Source organism: Mycobacterium sp. P7213 (assembly GCF_900604305.1).
Taxonomy (GTDB): domain Bacteria; phylum Actinomycetota; class Actinomycetes; order Mycobacteriales; family Mycobacteriaceae; genus Mycobacterium.
In genome coordinates this window covers 36,730-50,782 of record NZ_UWOA01000026.1, presented here as the reverse complement: position 1 = coordinate 50,782, position 14,053 = coordinate 36,730, and the positions used below count along the sequence as shown (strand labels likewise).

12 protein-coding genes and 2 tRNA genes are annotated in these 14,053 nt (G+C 65.5%); 9 read left to right on the top strand and 5 right to left on the bottom strand.

The genetic code is table 11. From position 1 onward, the window contains the following. Positions 1 to 28: 28 nt before the first annotated feature. Genes yidC through rpmH form a run of 4 tightly spaced genes read right to left on the bottom strand, consistent with a single transcriptional unit; the run spans position 29 to position 1,986 of the window. Positions 29 to 1,069, bottom strand: a complete 1,041-nt coding sequence (gene yidC / locus EJK91_RS11960; RefSeq protein ID WP_046300369.1) for a membrane protein insertase YidC — start codon at positions 1,067 to 1,069, stop codon at positions 29 to 31. 43 nt (positions 1,070 to 1,112) lie between these two features. Beyond that, positions 1,113 to 1,427, bottom strand: coding sequence for a membrane protein insertion efficiency factor YidD (gene yidD / locus EJK91_RS11955; protein ID WP_125079029.1), 315 nt, complete (start codon positions 1,425 to 1,427; stop codon positions 1,113 to 1,115). Further along, on the bottom strand, positions 1,427 to 1,825 hold the full coding sequence (gene rnpA / locus EJK91_RS11950; protein ID WP_125079028.1) for a ribonuclease P protein component: 399 nt from the start codon (positions 1,823 to 1,825) through the stop codon (positions 1,427 to 1,429). The genes yidD and rnpA overlap by 1 nt, the downstream gene beginning before the upstream one ends. A gap of 17 nt (positions 1,826 to 1,842) precedes the next feature. Then, positions 1,843 to 1,986 (bottom strand): 50S ribosomal protein L34, encoded by a 144-nt coding sequence (rpmH, locus tag EJK91_RS11945; protein ID WP_024442093.1) that lies wholly within the window; start codon positions 1,984 to 1,986, stop codon positions 1,843 to 1,845. A 628-nt stretch (positions 1,987 to 2,614) separates the two neighbouring features. Here rpmH and dnaA point away from each other — a divergent pair. From dnaA to EJK91_RS11900, 9 genes are all read left to right on the top strand, one after another. Continuing rightward, complete coding sequence (gene dnaA, locus EJK91_RS11940) at positions 2,615 to 4,084, top strand: chromosomal replication initiator protein DnaA (RefSeq protein WP_125079027.1); 1,470 nt, start codon at positions 2,615 to 2,617, stop codon at positions 4,082 to 4,084. Positions 4,085 to 4,618: 534 nt separating this feature from the next. After that, positions 4,619 to 5,815 (top strand): DNA polymerase III subunit beta, encoded by a 1,197-nt coding sequence (gene dnaN, locus EJK91_RS11935; RefSeq protein WP_024442095.1) that lies wholly within the window; start codon positions 4,619 to 4,621, stop codon positions 5,813 to 5,815. A gap of 39 nt (positions 5,816 to 5,854) precedes the next feature. After that, the gene (recF, locus tag EJK91_RS11930; RefSeq protein ID WP_125079026.1) at positions 5,855 to 7,015 is read left to right on the top strand and encodes a DNA replication/repair protein RecF; all 1,161 of its coding nucleotides are present in this window, start codon (positions 5,855 to 5,857) and stop codon (positions 7,013 to 7,015) included. Then, positions 7,012 to 7,590 carry a DUF721 family protein gene (locus EJK91_RS11925; RefSeq protein ID WP_024442097.1) on the top strand — a complete coding sequence of 193 codons (579 nt, stop codon included), beginning with the start codon at positions 7,012 to 7,014 and terminating at the stop codon, positions 7,588 to 7,590. The genes recF and EJK91_RS11925 overlap by 4 nt, the downstream gene beginning before the upstream one ends. Before the next feature lie 235 nt (positions 7,591 to 7,825). Further along, positions 7,826 to 9,841: a DNA topoisomerase (ATP-hydrolyzing) subunit B gene (gyrB, locus tag EJK91_RS11920; protein ID WP_024442098.1), complete on the top strand. Its 2,016-nt coding sequence runs from the start codon at positions 7,826 to 7,828 to the stop codon at positions 9,839 to 9,841. Between the two features lie 82 nt (positions 9,842 to 9,923). Further along, complete coding sequence (gene gyrA, locus EJK91_RS11915; protein ID WP_024442099.1) at positions 9,924 to 12,419, top strand: DNA gyrase subunit A; 2,496 nt, start codon at positions 9,924 to 9,926, stop codon at positions 12,417 to 12,419. Between the two features lie 56 nt (positions 12,420 to 12,475). Then, positions 12,476 to 13,324 (top strand): DUF3566 domain-containing protein, encoded by an 849-nt coding sequence (locus EJK91_RS11910; protein ID WP_024442100.1) that lies wholly within the window; start codon positions 12,476 to 12,478, stop codon positions 13,322 to 13,324. Between the two features lie 73 nt (positions 13,325 to 13,397). Then, positions 13,398 to 13,471, top strand: a tRNA-Ile gene (locus tag EJK91_RS11905). A 12-nt stretch (positions 13,472 to 13,483) separates the two neighbouring features. After that, positions 13,484 to 13,556, top strand: a tRNA-Ala gene (locus tag EJK91_RS11900). A 32-nt stretch (positions 13,557 to 13,588) separates the two neighbouring features. Here EJK91_RS11900 and cwsA read toward each other — a convergent pair. After that, complete coding sequence (gene cwsA / locus EJK91_RS11895) at positions 13,589 to 14,014, bottom strand: cell wall synthesis protein CwsA (RefSeq protein ID WP_024442101.1); 426 nt, start codon at positions 14,012 to 14,014, stop codon at positions 13,589 to 13,591. Between the last annotated feature and the right edge of the window lie 39 nt (positions 14,015 to 14,053).

The window sequence follows — 14,053 nt, the reverse complement described above, 5'->3', positions numbered from 1 at the left end:
CGCACCGGTTGGCTTGTCGCGGTTTACGTCACCGCTTACGTTTCTTCGGCTTCGCCCCGGCCCCCGGCCGGCCGCCGCGGGCAGCCGGCCGATTCGGGCTCCGCTTGGCGGCCTCAGGGTTCCCGGCCTCACCGGCCTCCGCCTCGATCGCGCCCGGCTCCTCGGCGGGGTCATCGGAATCCCCGGCTGCATCGGTTGCGACCGCTCGGCTACCCCGCTTGGGCTTAACCCCGGGGGCTGGCGCATTGGCCGCGCGGCGCCGCAGCGCCTCTTCCTTCTTGTCCTCTTCCTCCTTGGCGATCAGCCCAAACACGTAGTGCTGCTGGCCGAAGGTCCAGATGTTGTTGGAGAACCAGTACAAGATGATCGCCAGCGGCAGGAACGGCCCACCGACCACCACGCCCAGCGGGAAGACATAGAGCGCCAGCTTGTTCATCATCGCGGTCTGCGGGTTGGCGGCGGCCTCAGGGCTCTGCCGCGCGACCGACGCCCGGCTGTTGAAGTACGTCGCGATACCGGCCGCGATCATAATCGGCACGCCGACCACGATCACCGACAGCCGGTTGAACTCGGTGAAGGCGTCCAGCCCGGTGCGTTGGATCATGGTCGCGCCCAGCGGGGCACCGAACAGATTCGCGTCCAGGAAGTTTCCGACGTCGGCCGCGCTGAAGAAGTAGTTGCCCAGCTGCCGGTTCAGATCGGGCGACAGGCCAAGCTGACCGATCCCGGTACTGGTCCGGTTGAACGACCGAAGCACGTGGAACAGCCCCAGGAAGACGGGAACCTGCGCGAGCATCGGCAAACACCCCAGGATCGGGTTGAAGCCGTGTTCCCGCTGGAGCTTCTGCATCTCCAGCGCCATCTTCTGGCGGTCCTTGCCGTACTTCTTCTGCAGCGCCTTGATCTGCGGCTGCAGCTCCTGCATCTGCCGGGTGGTCCGGATCTGCTTAACGAACGGCTTGTACAGCAGCGCCCGCAGGGTGAACACCAGGAACACCACCGACAGCGCCCAGGTGAAGAAGCTCGCGGGTCCCAGGAGGAGGCCAAAAGCCTTGTACCACAACCACATAATGCCCGACACCGGGTAGTACACGTAGTCCAGGCTGCCCGGATCAAAGGACACGGTATTCACCCTCCGCTCGATTGCCCGAGTTGTTCTCGGACGGGCAGCCGCAGTCAGCAGCCCCCTGGGACCGTTCGGGAATCGGGTCCCATCCGCCTTGATGCCACGGTCCGCACTTGGCCAGCCGTAGCGCCGCCAACCAGCTGCCCCGGATCAACCCGTACTCCGTCAGTGCCTCAACCGCGTACTGGCTACAGGTCGGCATGAAGCGGCAGCTGGGCAGACGCAGTGGCGAGATCATGTTCCGGTAGAGCTCGATGAGAAAGATCAACCCGCGTACCGGTGCTACCGCGACCGCGTGCATCAGCGCACCGCCCCCGCACCCCGGCGGATCGACCGCAGTCCTGTCCGCAACTGAGCGCCGAGTTGGTCCGAGCTCGCGCCATTGCTCCCGGGCAGCGCCCGGATCACGAGTTGCTCTCGCGGTTCCAGGTCGGCCAACACGCCGCGGGCCACATGGCGCAGTCGCCGAGCCACCCGATGTCGGTCGACAGCAGTACCGACCGACTTGGCAATGATCAGACCTACCCGCGGCGGAGTTCTCGTCGCGCCGTCGGGCGCCGACCCTTCGGACGAGTCCGTCCGTTGGTCGCCTATGAGCCGGCTGTACACGATGACGTCCGGCTGCACCGCCCTTCGGCCATGCTTGACCGTTGCACCGAAGTCGGCCGATCGTCTCATCCGGTATTGAGCCGGGAGCACCGCCGAGCTGCCTGTGCTCAGGCGGTCAGCGAGCGTCGGCCCTTGCTGCGCCGGGCGGTGACGATGGCACGGCCGGCACGGGTACGCATCCGCAGCCGGAACCCGTGCACGCGGGCCCGACGACGGTTGTTGGGCTGGAAGGTCCGCTTGCCCTTGGCCACGGCACACTCTCCTTATTGCATCTTGCGTCGCATAAGCCCGACACACCGGAAGCCCGTTGTGCCTGTCGCACGCGACGCACTCGGTAAGCTCGGTGAACTTCTGCGTCTTGCTGTCTTGCTCGTAACCGGCGCGGGCTCCGGCCTTTAGGCCGGTCGCAGCCGTATCGCCAACGTTCGGGCGACTGTTCGAGGGTACTGATGCACGTTCGCCGGGTCAAACCCCGGTGTAGTTGCCGCACTGCACGCTACCCATCGGCCTACGAAATCGACCCACTATTCACACTGTTCACACCCGTATCGGTCCCGCTAACGACCTTCGTTTTCATTCGCTTCATCTCGCTGAAATGAGTAGTCGTCTAGGCAGAAACCTGTTAGCTTCCTTGCCAGCGCCGTTTCGGAACCGGAGCGGTTTCTCGACCACGAACCGAAGATCACGAAGCGGCTGGCGCTTCAGATATGGCGTCTTTTGTCTGGAGTATCCGTTGCTGAGCACCCGGCCCGGAGGGCCTCATCGTGGAATGCGCACCTCATCCACATCTGTGGATAAGTGTGTGGATAGCATGTCCCCTGACGGCACGCGTGCGCTGCGGTGCCAGGCCGGACGGCGTCGAACCAGGGGGATGGGGCTGTGAATGAGGACCCCGGCACTGCGTTCCTCGGTCTCTGGGACGAGGTAGTCGCCGAACTCAACGGCGAATCCGCGGGAGCCAACGGCGACGCGCCAGCCCTGACTCCCCAGCAGAAGGCCTGGCTCAAGCTAGTCCACCCGCTGGCCATCGTCGAGGGCTTCGCGCTCTTGGCGGTCCCGAGCAGTTTCGTCCAGAACGAGATCGAACGGCATCTGCGGACCCAGATCACCGATGCACTCAGCCGGCGCCTCGGCCACGCCATCGAACTCGGTGTTCGGATCTCACCGCAGGTCGCTGAAGACCCGCCCACCACTTCCAGCACCGACCCCGGTGTAGAGGTGCGCGTCGAGGACGAAGACGACGAGACCACCGACGTCGAATACGACTGGCCCAACTACTTCACCGAGCGGCCCAGTGAGGACTCGCCGACCGCCGACGGTGCAAGCCTCAACCGGCGCTACACCTTTGACACCTTCGTCATCGGCACCTCCAACCGGTTCGCCCACGCCGCCGCACTGGCCATCGCCGAAGCACCGGCTCGCGCTTACAACCCGCTCTTTATCTGGGGTGAGTCCGGTCTGGGTAAGACCCACCTGCTGCATGCGGCCGGCAACTACACCCAGCGGCTCTTCCCCGGGATGCGCGTCAAGTACGTCTCCACTGAAGAGTTCACCAACGACTTCATCAACTCTCTTCGCGACGACCGCAAGGTGGCGTTCAAGCGGAGCTATCGCGACATCGATGTGCTACTGGTCGATGACATCCAGTTCATCGAGGGTAAGGAAGGTATCCAGGAAGAGTTCTTCCATACCTTCAACACGCTGCACAACGCCAACAAGCAGATCGTGATCACTTCCGATCGGTCGCCGAAACAGCTTGCCACCCTTGAGGATCGGCTTCGAACTCGTTTCGAGTGGGGCTTGATCACCGATGTTCAGCCGCCGGATCTAGAGACCAGGATCGCCATTCTGCGCAAGAAGGCGCAGATGGAACGCCTCGATGTGCCGGCCGATGTGCTGGAGCTCATCGCCACCAGCATCGAACGCAACATCCGCGAACTCGAGGGCGCGCTCATCCGCGTAACCGCATTCGCCTCGCTCAACAAGACCCCGATCGACCGGGCGTTGGCCGAGATCGTGCTGCGTGACCTGATCGCCGACGCCAGCACTATGCAGATCAGCGCCGCGATCATCATGGCGGTCATCGCCGAATACTTCGACACCTCCGTCGAGGAACTACGCGGGCCCGGCAAGACACGGCCGCTGGCGCAGTCCCGCCAGATCGCCATGTATCTGTGCCGGGAGCTGACCGACCTGTCGCTGCCCAAGATCGGCCAGGCATTCGGTCGCGACCACACCACGGTGATGTATGCCGAGCGCAAGATCCGCGGCGAGATGGCCGAACGTCGCGAGGTCTTCGATCAAGTCAAAGAGCTCACCACCCGGATCCGGCAGCGCGCCAAGCGCTGATTCCCGGCTCGGAAGTCCGTCCTTCTTGCAAAAAACTTTGGACCCACTCGTACCACCCGTCACGGCTGGACCCTGTGGATACCGCTGCGGACAACCTGTCCACGATCCGGTGGCGAATCGTCAGTCGATCCACACCACCTGCTTCATACACAGCCGCGCCGGCCGGTCCGGGCGTGTCATGCACTGCTCTTCCCCAGCCCCGTGCCCCCGCTCAGCAGCGACGATGCCACGTTGTGCCCAGCATCCACAGGACTTACTACTAATACTGGGAGTTATCCCTCGATTCTCTTTAAAAGCAGGTCGTTGGGGAATCGGGTCAACCGAGCCTGTTCACAACCGGCCTGCCTGGTCCCCGTCCAAGGCCGTGCCGGGCCGCTCGGTGTTGAGGTTTAACTTTCAAGAAGTCCGTCCAGCCTCTACGGTTGGTGACCGACCGCTCCTACACTTCGGCGTGGGGCGTTACACGGCCGCGGGTGGGGATGTTCACCAGTCGCCGCAGGGTAGAGCTCGATATCGGGGTGACGAGAGGACGTTATGGACGCGGCGACCACGAACGCGGGTCTGACCGACTTGAAGTTCCGCCTGGACCGGGACGACTTCGCTGACGCGGTGGCGTGGGTGGCCAAGTCGCTGCCGGCCCGGCCCACGGTGCCCCTGTTGGCCGGAGTGCTGCTGACGGGTTCCGACAACGGTCTGACCGTGTCCGGATTCGATTACGAAGTCTCCGCCGAGGTTCAGCTTGCTGCTGAGATCGCTTCTCCGGGAAGCGTTTTGGTATCCGGTCGACTGCTCTCGGATATTACCCGGGCATTGCCGGCCAAGCCGGTCGAAGTCCAGGTCGAATCCACTCGGGTCTCGTTGACCTGTGGGAATTCACGATTCTCGCTGCCGACCATGACGGTCGAGGATTACCCCACTCTGCCGACTCTGCCCGACGAAACCGGCGTGCTGTCCTCGGATGTGTTCGCCGAGGCCATCAGCCAGGTGGCGGTGGCCGCCGGCCGCGACGACACGCTGCCCATGTTGACCGGCATACGTGTCGAAATCTCGGGTAACACAGTGGTTTTGGCTGCCACAGATCGTTTCCGCCTGGCCGTCCGAGAGCTGAGTTGGTCTGCCGCGCCGGGTACCGAAGCTGCGGTATTGGTCCCGGCGAAGACCCTCGCTGAAGCGGCCAAGGCCAGCAGCGACGGCAACGAGGTGCATCTGGCGCTGGGCGCCGGGGCTTCAGTCGGCAATGAGGGCCTGCTGGGCATCACCAGCGCTGGCAAGCGCAGCACCACTCGACTGTTGGATGCCGAATTCCCGAAATTCCGGCAACTGCTGCCCAGCGAGCATCTTGCCGTCGCCACGATCGGTGTCGCTGAGCTCACCGAGGCGATCAAACGTGTGGCCTTGGTGGCCGACCGGGGCGCCCAGGTGCGCATGGAGTTGTCCGAGGGCACTCTGCGACTGTCGGCCGGTGCCGAAGACGTCGGTCGTGCCGAGGAGGATCTGCCGATCGACTTCGTCGGCGAGCCGTTGACCATCGCGTTCAATCCGACCTACCTCACGGACGGGTTGGGATCGCTGCACAGCGAGAAGGTGTCGATGGGCTTCACCGATCCGAAGAAGCCGGCGGTGCTGCGCCCCGCCAGCGCAGAAGACCCGGCGCTGATCGGTGATGGTCCGTTCCCGGCGGTGCCGTCGGATTACGTCTACCTGTTGATGCCGGTTCGCCTGCCCGGCTAAATCGGCGCAGCAGCGACGACGGGAGGGGTTGGTTTCTCGGTGTATGTCCGCCACGTGGGCCTGCGGGATTTCCGGTCCTGGGCGCACGTCGATCTGGAACTGGAGCCCGGCGCGACGGTGCTGGTCGGACCGAACGGCTTCGGGAAAACCAATCTGGTTGAGGCACTGTGGTATTCGTCCACTTTGGGATCACACCGGGTGGCCACGGACGCGCCACTTATTCGATCGGGTGCCACCCGCGCCGTGGTTTCGACAATCGTGGTCAATGAGGGCCGCGAACTCGCCGTCGATCTGGAGATCGCCGCAGGCCGGGCCAACAAGGTGCGCCTGAACCGCGCGCCGGTGCGGCACGCCCGCGAAGTCGTAGGGGTACTGCGTGCGGTGTTGTTCGCCCCCGAAGACCTGGCGCTGGTGCGCGGTGATCCCGGCGAGCGCCGCCGTTACCTCGACGAATTGGCCAGTGTGCGCCGCCCGCGGATCGCGGGCGTGCGCGCCGACTACGCTCACGTGCTGCGACAGCGCACAGCGCTGCTCAAAAGTGCCCCGGGCGCACTGCACCGCGGTGACCGTTCGGTGCTCGACACCCTCGATGTGTGGGATTCCCAATTGGCGTTGCACGGCGCCGAGCTGATGGCCGCCCGTATCGACCTGGTCAATCAGTTGGCGCCGGAAGTTGAGAAGGCTTATCAACTGCTGGCGCCGGGCACCAGAACCGCCGCCGTGGCCTATCGACCGAAACTCGAGATCCCCGCCGGTATCGAGAACCAGGGCGCGGCCGAACTTCAAGAAGCCCTGATTGCGGAGTTGACCCGCCGCCGCGGTGCGGAATTGGACCGCGGGATATGCCTGGTCGGCCCGCACCGCGACGAGTTGGAGTTGCAGCTCGGCGACCGGCCGGTGAAAGGGTTTGCCAGCCACGGCGAGTCATGGTCGATGGCGCTGGCGCTGCGACTGGCTTCCTATGAACTGCTCCGCAGCGAAGGCGCCGAGCCTGTGCTGTTGCTCGACGACGTCTTCGCTGAACTGGACGCCGCCCGGCGCCGGGCGCTGGCCGGCGTCGCGGCGTCCGCCGAGCAGGTCTTGATCACCGCCGCCGTGCCCGACGACATCCCCGCCGACTGGCAGGCCCGCCACATTCGTATCGCGGTCACCGAAGGTGACGAGGGCAGGGTGTCGGAATTGGTGGACGATGCCTCGTGACCGACTTCGAGGACTCGCACGACGAACCGGTGCTGCAGCCACCGGCGCACCTGGCCGGCCTGGCCGGCATGGACCTCGTCCGCCGCACCCTGGCCGAAGCGCGCGAAGCCGCTCGCAGCCAGGGCAAGGACGTCGGGCAAGGCCGCCGGGCGCCGTTGCGCCGCCGTACCCCGGGCACCGGCGGCGGTCGCCGCAGCTGGTCGGGGCCGGGACCGGATCGTCGCGATCCCCAGAGCCTGGGCGCGGCAACCCGCGACCTGGCGCAGTCTCGGGGCTGGTCTGCCCAGGTGGCCGAGGGCACGGTGCTGGGTCAATGGCGCTCGGTGGTCGGTGACGACATCGCCTCGCACGCAACACCGACCCGGCTCTCCGACGGGGTGCTCAGCGTGGCGGCTGAATCGACCGCCTGGGCCACCCAGTTACGCCTGGTCCAAGCCCAATTGCTGGCCAAGATCGCCGCCGCCGTCGGTGACGGCGTGGTCAAGACGCTGAAGATCACCGGCCCGACGGCCCCGTCCTGGCGCAAAGGGCCGTTACACGTCTCCGGTCGGGGCCCGCGCGATACCTACGGTTGAGTCGCCGCCGGAATCCGGCGCCTGTGTGGCGCTACGAGCAGGAAAATCGTTCCGGCCAGCGGCCGGACACGAGGCAAACCGCGATATCGACGCCACGGCGCAATCAGGTAGGCAGAAACACCACAAGAAAATGCTCGCCGTCGGGGCCTCAAGGTAGACTGGCTCAGTATCCCGCGCATGCACCCGAGTGCTGCGTCGAATGCTGACTTGCGAACCTGAGGAGAGCTCCCCGACCGTGGCTGCCCAAAACAAATATGGTGCCGATTCGATCAAGGTTCTCGAAGGCCTCGAAGCAGTCCGTAAAAGACCCGGTATGTACATCGGCTCCACCGGTGAACGCGGTCTCCACCACCTGATCTGGGAGGTTGTCGACAACGCGGTCGACGAGGCCATGGCCGGGTTCGCCTCGCAGGTGACCGTGCGCATCCTCGAAGACGGTGGCGTCGAGGTGACCGACGACGGTCGAGGTATCCCGGTCGCCATGCACGCCACCGGCATCCCGACCGTCGATGTGGTCATGACCGTGCTGCACGCCGGCGGAAAGTTCGAAGAGGGCGCCTACAGCGTCTCCGGCGGTCTGCACGGCGTCGGCGTCTCGGTGGTCAACGCGCTGTCCACCCGACTGGAGGCCGACATCTGCGTCGACGGCTACCAGTGGTTCCAGTCCTACGACAAATCCGTTCCCGGGACCCTGCGCAAGGGCGAGAAGACCAAGAAGACCGGCACCACCATCCGGTTCTGGGCCGACCCGGACATCTTCGAAACCACCACCTATGACTTCGAGACCGTGGCGCGGCGCCTGCAGGAGATGGCATTCCTCAACAAGGGCCTGACCATCGACCTCACCGATGAGCGGGTGCGCGTCGAAGAGGTCGTCGACGAGGTGGTCAGCGACACCGCCGAAGCACCCAAGACCGCGGAGGAACAGGCCGCCGAGGCCGTAGCTCCACACAAGGTCAAGCACCGCGTCTTCTGCTACCCCGGCGGTCTGCGCGATTTCGTCGCGCACATCAACCGCAGCAAGACCGCGATCCACCCGACCATCGTCGACTTCGACGGCAAGGGAACCGGACATGAAGTCGAGATTGCCATGCAGTGGAACGGCGGATACTCCGAGTCGGTGCACACCTTCGCCAACACCATCAACACCGCCGAGGGCGGCACTCACGAAGAGGGTTTCCGGTCGGCATTGACCAGCGTGGTCAACAAATACGCCAAGGACAAGAAGCTGCTCAAGGACAAGGACCCAAACCTCACCGGTGACGACATCCGCGAGGGCTTGGCCGCGGTCATCTCCGTGAAGGTGTCCCAGCCGCAGTTCGAGGGCCAGACCAAGACCAAGCTGGGCAACACCGAGGTCAAGTCGTTCGTGCAGAAAGTCTGCAATGAGCAGCTGGGCCACTGGTTCGAGGCCAACCCCGCCGAAGCCAAGACCATCATCAACAAGGCGGTCTCTTCGGCGCAGGCCCGCATGGCCGCCCGCAAAGCCCGAGAATTGGTGCGGCGCAAGAGCGCAACGGATCTGGGCGGCCTGCCTGGAAAGCTGGCCGACTGCCGCTCGAATGACCCGAGTAAGTCCGAACTGTATGTGGTGGAGGGTGATTCGGCCGGCGGCTCGGCGAAGAGCGGCCGCGACTCGATGTTCCAGGCGATCCTGCCGCTGCGCGGCAAGATCATCAACGTCGAGAAGGCGCGCATCGATCGCGTCCTGAAGAACAACGAGGTCCAGGCCATCATCACCGCACTGGGCACCGGTATTCACGACGAATTCGACATCTCCAAACTGCGCTACCACAAGATCGTGCTGATGGCCGACGCCGACGTCGACGGCCAGCACATCTCAACGCTGCTGCTCACCCTGTTGTTCCGTTTCATGCGGCCGCTGGTGGAGCACGGGCACGTGTTCTTGGCGCAGCCACCGCTGTACAAGCTCAAGTGGCAGCGCGGTAACGACGCCGAATTCGCCTACTCCGACCGCGAACGTGATGGCCTGCTGGAAGCCGGCAAGGCCGCCGGCAAGAAGATCAACATGGATGACGGCATTCAGCGGTACAAGGGCCTCGGTGAGATGGATGCCAAGGAGCTGTGGGAGACCACGATGGATCCCAGTGTGCGGGTGCTGCGCCAGATCACGCTCGACGACGCGGCCGCCGCGGACGAGTTGTTCTCGATCCTGATGGGCGAGGACGTTGAGGCCCGCCGCAGCTTCATCACGCGCAACGCGAAAGACGTTCGCTTCTTGGACGTTTAGAGATGTATTGCGACGTCGAACCGACCTTGACGTGACATCGCGACATCTGACCGGACGGACTTCTTCACAGAACGAGGAATAGATGACAGACACCACGCTGCCACCCGGGGACGACTCGGTGGACCGGATCGAACCGGTCGATATCCAGCAGGAGATGCAGCGCAGCTACATCGACTACGCCATGAGCGTGATCGTGGGCCGTGCACTGCCCGAGGTGCGTGACGGTCTCAAGCCGGTGCACCGCCGCGTGCTCTACGCGATGTATGACTCCGGGTTCCGTCCGGACCGCAGCCACGCGAAGTCCGCACGGTCGGTCGCCGAGACGATGGGCAACTACCACCCGCACGGCGACGCCTCGATCTACGACACCCTGGTCCGGATGGCTCAGCCGTGGTCGTTGCGCTACCCGCTGGTCGACGGCCAGGGCAACTTCGGTTCGCCGGGCAACGACCCCGCGGCCGCCATGCGTTACACCGAGGCCCGGCTGACTCCGCTGGCCATGGAGATGCTGCGCGAAATCGACGAGGAAACAGTCGATTTCGTCCCGAACTACGACGGCCGGGTACAAGAGCCGACGGTGCTGCCGAGCCGGTTCCCGAACCTGCTGGCCAACGGTTCCGGCGGTATCGCGGTCGGTATGGCGACCAACATCCCGCCGCACAACCTGCGCGAACTCGCCGAAGCGGTGTTCTGGTGCCTGGATAACCACGAGGCCGACGAAGAGACCACCCTGGAAGCGGTCATGGAGCGGGTCAAGGGCCCGGACTTCCCCACCTCCGGCCTGATCGTCGGTTCGCAGGGCATCAACGACGCCTACCGAACCGGGCGCGGCTCCATCCGGATGCGCGGCGTTGTCGAGATCGAGGAGGACTCGCGCGGGCGGGCCCTGCTGGTCATCACCGAGCTGCCCTATCAGGTCAACCACGACAACTTCATCACGTCGATCGCCGAGCAGGTGCGCGACGGGAAGTTGGTGGGAATCGCCAACATTGAAGACCAGAGCAGTGACCGGGTGGGACTGCGCATCGTCGTCGAGATCAAGCGCGACGCGGTTGCCAAGGTGGTGCTGAACAACCTTTACAAGCACACCCAGCTGCAGACCAGCTTCGGCGCCAACATGCTCTCGATCGTCGACGGAGTGCCGCGCACCCTCCGGCTGGATCAGATGATCCGCTACTACGTGGCTCATCAGCTGGACGTCATCGTTCGGCGCACCCGCTACCGGCTACGCAAAGCCGAAGAGCGGGCCCACATCCTGCGCGGTCTGGTCAAAGCACTCGATGCCCTCGATGAGGTGATCGCCCTGATCCGGGCATCGCAGACCGTCGACATCGCCCGCCAGGGCCTGATCGAGCTGCTCGACATCGATGACATTCAGGCGCAAGCGATTTTGGACATGCAGCTGCGCCGGCTGGCCGCGCTGGAACGCCAGAAGATCATCGATGAATTGGCCAAGATCGAAGCCGAGATCGCAGACCTCAAGGACATTCTGGAAAAGCCGGAACGGCAGCGTGCGATCGTGCATGACGAACTGGCTGAGCTCATCGAGAAGTACGGCGACGACCGCCGCACCCGGATCATCCCCGCCGACGGCGACGTCGCCGACGAGGATCTGATCGCCCGCGAGGACGTCGTCGTCACCATCACCGAGACCGGCTACGCCAAGCGCACCAAGACCGACCTGTACCGCAGCCAGAAGCGGGGCGGTAAGGGCGTACAGGGCGCCGGTCTCAAGCAGGACGACATCGTCGCGCACTTCTTCGTGTGCTCGACTCATGACTGGATCCTGTTCTTCACCACCCAGGGCCGGGTGTACCGAGCCAAGGCCTACGACCTGCCGGAGGCGTTGCGCACCGCACGCGGTCAGCACGTCGCCAACCTGCTGGCCTTCCAGCCCGAGGAGCGCATCGCTCAGGTCATCCAGATCAAGAGTTACGAAGACGCGCCGTATCTGGTGTTGGCCACCCGCAACGGTCTGGTCAAGAAGTCCAAGCTGACCGACTTCGACTCGAACCGATCCGGCGGCATCGTCGCGATCAACCTGCGCGACGGGGACGAACTGGTGGGCGCGGTGCTGTGCTCGGCCGAGGAAGACCTGCTGCTGGTGTCGGCGAACGGTCAGTCCATCCGGTTCTCGGCCACCGACGAAGCGCTACGGCCGATGGGCCGCGCCACCTCCGGTGTGCAGGGCATGCGATTCAACGCCGACGACCGGCTGCTGTCGCTCAATGTGGTCCGCGAGGACACCTATCTGCTGGTGGCCACCGCCGGCGGGTACGCCAAACGCACGGCGATCGAGGAGTACACCGCGCAGGGTCGCGGCGGCAAGGGAATCTTGACCATTCAGTACGATTCGCGGCGAGGCCGGCTGGTCGGGGCACTGATCGTCGACGATGACAGTGAGCTCTACGCGATCACCTCCGGTGGCGGTGTGATTCGCACCGCGGCACGGCAGGTTCGTAAGGCCGGACGTCAGACCAAGGGCGTTCGCTTGATGAACTTGGGCGAGGGCGACACACTGATAGCGATTGCGCGGAACGCCGATGAAGAGGCGGTCGACGAGGACTCGGGTAGCTGAACCCGACGCCAGACCCGGCCGCGGCGCGGTGGGGACACGCAGGTAAGGAGTCGTGGGTGAGCGCACCGAACGAGCCGGGGCACCCGGGCAACGGGGGCAAGGCGGACTCGGCCGGCAACGGTCCGGGCGAGCCGGGTCAGCGGCCCGCGGGCCGTCCCGGCCGGATCACCGAGACCGGGGAAGCCCCGCCGTGGCAGCGCGGCGGTCAGGCCCGCCCGGCCGCACCGGCCCGGCCCGCAGACGGCGGGGCGCACTCCCCCGGCGTTGACGAGCGGATACGCCGTTTCGTGTCCGGGACGGCTGCCCCGACAGCGCCTCCCGCGCCCGGCGCGCCGCAGCAGGCCCCGGCCAAGCCCCCGGCGGCGACCAAGCCGCCCGCTCAGCCTGCCAAGCCGCCGGGTCAACCGGCCAAGCCGGCCGCCAAGCCCGCGCCGCCGGTGAAGCCCGCCCAACCCGACGACGCCTACGTCAGCGAGTTGCCGGATCTGTCCGAACCGGCGCAGCGGCGGTCTCCGGCCCGCCGCCCGCAGGTGTCGGCGGGCCCGCGCGGGCCGCTGCGGGCAAGCATGCAGATTCGCCGGATCGACCCCTGGAGCGCGCTCAAGGTGTCCTTGCTGCTGTCGACGGCGCTGTTCTTCGTCTGGATGATCGCGGTGGCAGTGCTGTACGTCGCTTTGGGCGCAATGGGCGTCTGGAACAAGCTGAACAGCAACGTGGGCGACCTGTTGACCAACAACAGTGCCGCCGAACTGGTTTCCGCCGGTTCGATTTTCGGCGGCGCTGCGCTGATCGGGCTGGTGAATATCGTGGTGCTGACCGCGATGGCCACCCTTGGCGTGGTGATCTACAACCTCAGCACCGACGTCGTCGGCGGCGTAGAGGTAACCCTGGCTGACCGGGACTGACGGGCCGGGCGCTCACGGCATTTTGGTGAGCGGGCACCCAGTGCGGTAATCTCGCTCGGTCGCAGACGACTACGGGCCTATAGCTCAGGCGGTTAGAGCGCTTCGCTGATAACGAAGAGGTCGGAGGTTCGAGTCCTCCTAGGCCCACGAGTCCCACCAGGGGCCTTAGCTCAGTTGGTAGAGCGCTGCCTTTGCAAGGCAGATGTCAGGAGTTCGAATCTCCTAGGCTCCACAATGCGAACGCGCAGGCGTCGCCCCGGTGCGCTAAATCTTGTGCTGTGCGTCCACGCTCGGTGGGCGCGGCGACGACTCCTGCGGCCGGTTCGAGCGGCGGATCAACACCGCCACCACCCCGCCCGCCAGCAGTGCCGCACCGGCGGCCGCCGCGAGCACCCAGGACCGGCGAACATGACGGCGAGGGGCACGACCTTCCAACAGCTCCGGGAAGCCGGCGACGGCCTCTTGGGCGGCGGCCAGTTCCCGGGCCGCGGCTTCGGCGGCCTCGGAGACGCGGTCGGACAGTTGGCTGTCCCGATAGCGCCGGCGTAATTCGACCGCCCCGCGGCGCACAGCGGCGCCGCTGAGACCCGCGGCGCCAAGCGCCACGTCCACCGGCCCGGCAGCGGTGTGGGCGAGACCGCGAGTCAGGCGCTCTCGGTGGGTCAGCGGGGTCTCGGTCGCCAGGCGCATGGGCACAACGCTACCCGTGACGCAGCCCACCACGGCGCG